The 4790-nt window shown below is 55.5% G+C and carries 5 protein-coding genes; 2 read left to right on the forward strand and 3 right to left on the reverse strand.

From position 1 onward, the window contains the following. The 3 genes from H7847_RS26330 to H7847_RS26340 form a co-directional block, all read right to left on the reverse strand. Positions 1–325 (reverse strand): transposase (locus H7847_RS26330; RefSeq protein WP_227272643.1); only part of this gene is annotated, 325 nt, incomplete at its 3' end. 448 nt (positions 326–773) lie between these two features. Then, positions 774–1217 carry a DUF4262 domain-containing protein gene (locus H7847_RS26335; RefSeq protein ID WP_227272645.1) on the reverse strand — a complete coding sequence of 148 codons (444 nt, stop codon included), beginning with the start codon at positions 1215–1217 and terminating at the stop codon, positions 774–776. A gap of 442 nt (positions 1218–1659) precedes the next feature. Beyond that, a complete protein-coding gene (locus H7847_RS26340) occupies positions 1660–2595 on the reverse strand; it encodes a histone deacetylase family protein (protein ID WP_227272647.1) in 936 nt (311 codons plus the stop codon). Between the two features lie 80 nt (positions 2596–2675). Here H7847_RS26340 and H7847_RS26345 point away from each other — a divergent pair, with 80 nt between their 5' ends. Then, complete coding sequence (locus tag H7847_RS26345) at positions 2676–3146, forward strand: H-NS histone family protein (protein WP_227272649.1); 471 nt, start codon at positions 2676–2678, stop codon at positions 3144–3146. A 270-nt stretch (positions 3147–3416) separates the two neighbouring features. Beyond that, the gene (locus H7847_RS26350; RefSeq protein WP_227272651.1) at positions 3417–4439 is read left to right on the forward strand and encodes an IS110 family RNA-guided transposase; all 1023 of its coding nucleotides are present in this window, start codon (positions 3417–3419) and stop codon (positions 4437–4439) included. Positions 4440–4790: the final 351 nt, after the last annotated feature.

The raw sequence follows: 4790 nt of genomic DNA on the forward strand, positions 1-4790 counted from the left end.
ATTTTGAGAAGGTGCTGTGATCCGGCACTTTGCCATCAATGCCAAGACGACAGAACCACCGATAAGCCAGGTTCAGATGGACTTCATCACACAGACGTCTCTCAGATCGGATGCCCAGAACATAGCCGATCACCAACATCCGCACGATCAGCTCCGGGTCAATCGAAGGACGGCCCAGATGGCTATAATGCGGTGCGAGTTGCTGGCGGATAGTGCAAACATCCAGAAACCGATCAATCTCGCGCAGAAGATGGTCCGCAGGGACGTGCGCCTCAAGATCAAAGTCGTAAAACAACCGAGCTGGAGCTTCCTGAACACCCATCATCCTCAAATCCCTCCTCATCTTACAAATGAAAGTGAATCAAACGACTAGGCCCAAAGCAACTCCGACTTCTTCAACAAAATAGGCTCTCTGCCGACCTCGGATGCGTCGCAGCATCTGCCAAATCACCGCCTTGACCCTCGTCACGGCCGGCCCAATCCGGACCTTCGACCCACCTTCGCGATGCTGCGGTGCAGCCCGTCAGAGGAGACATTCGCTGCGAACACGAGATTCACGGTTGTTTGAACTCACACGTTGCGGAAGGAACCAATCTTGTGCTTGCAGCTGACTTTTTTGGTCACTCGGTATTTCTGCATGAGTATTGTACCAGAAGAATGGCTCACGCTGTAAATTTGACCAGTACAGCTCAACCAAACCAAGGATATGGTACCGCACCAGGAGTTTCCCCGGTTTGCGCATGCTGCAGGTGGCGACGCATGGTCGAAAAACCTCAGCTCAATCCGTTTGATGACGCCAGCAGCCAATCGGTATCCTGCGAGGCGGCAATTCCTGGGTCGCACTCTGCATCTCCAGGAAAAAAACCGTCATTGTCGGGCAGCAAGAGTTGCAACATGTCCGAGATATCTGCAAGACGATTGGGGCGAACCTGATTGGCTTTCAACACCATTGCAGGGCTCACGCGACGAAAGCGTAAGCTGTAGCCGTCTACCAACCCAGAAACGCTTTGGTTGCTCGCAGTTAGGTCACAGAGGCCCGCGTCATGACCCTCGATGCAGATCGAGAACAGTTGCGCTGCGATATCCGGCGCAACGCCCAGGCAGATCAGCTCCGGGACGTTTCGTGAGTGTTCAAGGCCGATGGTAAAGGCAAAACCCGGCAGTCCGGAAGACGGATCATGTCGTGAGATCTGAGCATAACCGTTCTCGGCAATCATCTTCTGGACCCATGCCTCAACGTCGGCGTGGCCTTCCACAGGAGACTTAGTCTGCATATCTGTTCCCCCAACGGAGCATTCGTTAACATTCTGTTAACGTCTCGCATTAAGGAAGTTGGTGCAACGCCGTCGTAGAATCATGGTAAATGTTGGCTGTTGTTAGGGCATTGTGCGCGATTGATCCCAACTACGTGCGAAAAGCCATACATCAGCTTGGGCAAGTCGGATGCGATTGATGTCAAAGCGACTTGTGAAGCCGCAACCCTTCAGACCATGAGCTTTGTAGCGATCAAAGACAGTTGAGAAGGGGTCCACTCTGCGGTCACTTCTGGGCAGTGATCTTTGAGCCAATCCAAGGCGGCAAACTCAATGCTCCGCGTACCGTATTTCCTACCGTTCGCGACGCCTTTGGCACGCGCAGGAAATAAACAGCATTATACGTTTATCGGCCACGCTTCATCAAAACCTCGACATGCGCAGCGGCACTTGCCGCGAGAGCATTCAGATCGTAGCCGCCTTCAAGTGTTGAAATGACGCGCCCTTTCGCATGCGCGTCCGCGAGATCACAAAGCGCTTCGGTAATCCAGACGAAATCCTTCTCCTGCAGAGCAAGCTGTGCCAATGGGTCGTCCTCATGGGCGTCAAACCCGGCCGATATCACGATCAGCTCAGGTGAAAACGTATCGAGCGCGGGCAACCCGTGCGTCTCCCAGGCTTTTCGGAAACCAGGGCCACCGGTGCCGGGACTGAGCGGCAGGTTCATCACGTTGCCATGAGCGCCGGTCTCATCGCGATCGCCGGTGCCGGGCCACAGTGGTATCTGGTGACTGCCAACGAAGAGCGTGCGCGCTTCGTCCCAGAGCAAATCCTGAGTGCCGTTGCCGTGATGCACGTCGAAGTCGACAACCGCAACTCGGGACAATCCATGTTGATCAAGCGCGCGTTTGGCAGCGATTGCCGCATTTCCAAAGAGGCAAAAGCCCATGGATTTTTCGGCTTCGGCATGATGGCCCGGTGGCCGGGTGGCGCAAAAGGCGTTCGCGATCTCATCATCAAGCACCGCATCTACGGCCGCGCTGATAGCACCGACAGCCCGAAGCGCTGCGGTCCATGAGCCTGGGGAGACATGCGTGTCGGCGTCCAGCGCACGGCTTCCCTCAGCAGGGATGGCAGCTTTGATCCTGGCCACATACCCCTCTGGATGGCAGCGCAGCAGTTCTGCGGGATCTGCCATCGGGGCTTCGCGTCGATCGAGGGCTGAAAACCGATCATCAGACAAAGCGGCTGCGATCGCTTCCAGCCTTTCGACACGCTCTGGATGTCCTGGAGGCGTGACATGTGCATAGCTATCTGCGTGTGAATAGAGGGCAGTGGTCATTTGCGTTGATTAACCCTTAAGATTTTAATCATCCCTTGTTGATATTGCAGCGCCGTCAAGTAGCAAAGAAGGAATAAGCCATGGCAGCAGATGTCAGCGAAATGAGTGCATCTGAGTTAGACAAGTTGAGCGCGAAGATCGAGAAACGGAGACAGGAGCTGATCCGCCAAGAAGCGCTTGCGCAGATGGAAGCCGTCGCAAAAAAGCACGGGGTGGACTTCGCCGAAATAGCTCGTCTGCACAGCGCGAAGCTCCCAAAAACGCCGAAGAAGGTGACACGCAAAGCTGCTCCCAAAGCAGCGGCTAAAACGACAACCAAGTCGAAACGAACAGTTGCACCAAAGACCGTCTCCAAGTCGGTAGCGAAATCAGCAAGCAAACCGGCGATGAAGGCTGCTCCAAAGCTGGCCACGAAGTCGAATGTGGTTTCGAAGGCCAAGTACAAGAACCCGGACAATCCGAAACAAACCTGGTCTGGCATGGGTCGCAAGCCAGCTTGGTTCATCGCCCATCTGGCAGCAGGAAAGAAACCGGAAGGGTTGGCGGCTTAGTCCAATTGAGCTTTCAACTGCAACAAGACTTAAAATGCCCGCGCCCCACTGGATGGCGCGGGCATTGCTCGCCTTCTCCCGTTCCGAAGTGAAACCTTGGACGATCTGAGCCGGTATTGAGAAGGTCGGCCCTGAGCGGACCTTGGTCGCCCCATGTGGCGCCGCAGTGCAGCTTCTCCAAACCTGATGGGGTGGATGGCTCCTGCTTCGACCGGCGTCGCAATGCGCCATAATGCAGGTGTCTAAATCTGCTTTGAGAGGAGCCACCCCATGCAAGTTACCACAATTGGCGTTGACCTGGCCAAGAACGTTTTCCAAATTCATGGTATCGCAGAGAACGACGATGTGTTGTTCAACAAGCCCCTGAGACGGGCGCAGTTTCTGCCGTTCTTTGCGAAGTTGGAGCCCTGCCTGATCGGCATGGAGTCTTGCAGCAGCGCCCATCATTGGGCCCGAGAGTTGACGGCCTTGGGCCACGAGGTTCGGCTGATCCCCCCGATGTACGTGAAGCCATACGTCAAACGCGGCAAGTCAGACGCAATTGATGCTGAGGCTATCTGCGAAGCCGTGACCCGTCCGACCATGCGCTTTGTTGCGATCAAAACAGTTGAGCAGCAGTCCCTGCTGTCGCTGCATCGGGCGCGCGATCTTCTGGTGCGCCAGAGAACGCAACTCATCAACAATCTGCGTGGTCTGGTTGCCGAGTTTGGCATCTATATCCCACGTGGTCTCGCCCGGGTGATGGGGTTTGCTGAAGACATAACGCTGGGTGAGGTTCTTGATCTACCTGACATAGCCAATGAAGTAATCCACAATCTATGCGAGCAGCTCATGGCCCTGCATAAACGAGTTCGCTGGTACGAAGATCGTGTAAAACAAGTCGCTAAAGAGGACGCGCGCGTTCGTCTTCTGCGTACAATCCCTGGCGTTGGCGCGGTGACGGCCTCTGCAATCATCGCCAGCATCGGCGACGGGCACCAGTTCCGTAATGGCCGGGAGTTCGCCGCCTGGCTGGGCCTGACGCCAGCGAACAAGTCCAGCGGCGGCAAGGAGAAGTTGGGACGGATAACCAAGATGGGCGACCAGTATTTACGCTCGTTGCTCGTCGTCGGCATGACATCATTGGTCCGACAAACAAGGTCACACCCCGAACGTGCCGGTAAATGGCTGACGTATTTGCTCGAACGCAAACCCGCGCGTGTTGCAACCGTAGCCATGGCCAACAAGACAGCCCGGATCGTCTGGGCAGTGCTCACCCGCAACGAACCCTACAGCCCCCGCGTTGTACCCTGAGAAGAAAGTAACATCGAGTTAGCAAGACCCGCGAGATGATGGTGCATAAGTCTGCCGCCAAAACCGAGACACTCCGCCGAATGGCGCGGGCATAATAGCCCGTAAAGCTGATAGGAACTTGGTTTGCGGAACCCATCAGGGCCAGCGGTCAAAACCGCGCAAACAGGCCGGACACACGACTGTACTGACAGACCGTCGCAATCACAGAAATCTCTTGCTATGCAGGAGCCAATGGTATGGACCCCGCCGCCCTCAAGCGGCGACGATTGCGCCTTTGCAAAGCAAGGAGACATATCATGGAAATTGTGCGTATTGGTTTGGACTTGGCGAAGACCATCTTTGAGGTCTGCG

Origin of the sequence: Roseobacter weihaiensis (assembly GCF_020622345.1) — a bacterium.
Classification (GTDB): Bacteria; Pseudomonadota; Alphaproteobacteria; order Rhodobacterales; family Rhodobacteraceae; genus Roseobacter; species Roseobacter weihaiensis.

Bases quoted from the DNA above. Each gene is read 5' to 3' on its own strand.
- H7847_RS26335 (WP_227272645.1), bottom strand. From the start codon at position 1,217: ATGATTGCCGAGAACGGTTATGCTCAGATCTCACGACATGATCCGTCT.
- H7847_RS26340 (WP_227272647.1), bottom strand. From the start codon at position 2,595: ATGACCACTGCCCTCTATTCACACGCAGATAGCTATGCACATGTCACG.
- H7847_RS26345 (WP_227272649.1), top strand. From the start codon at position 2,676: ATGGCAGCAGATGTCAGCGAAATGAGTGCATCTGAGTTAGACAAGTTG.
- H7847_RS26350 (WP_227272651.1), top strand. From the start codon at position 3,417: ATGCAAGTTACCACAATTGGCGTTGACCTGGCCAAGAACGTTTTCCAA.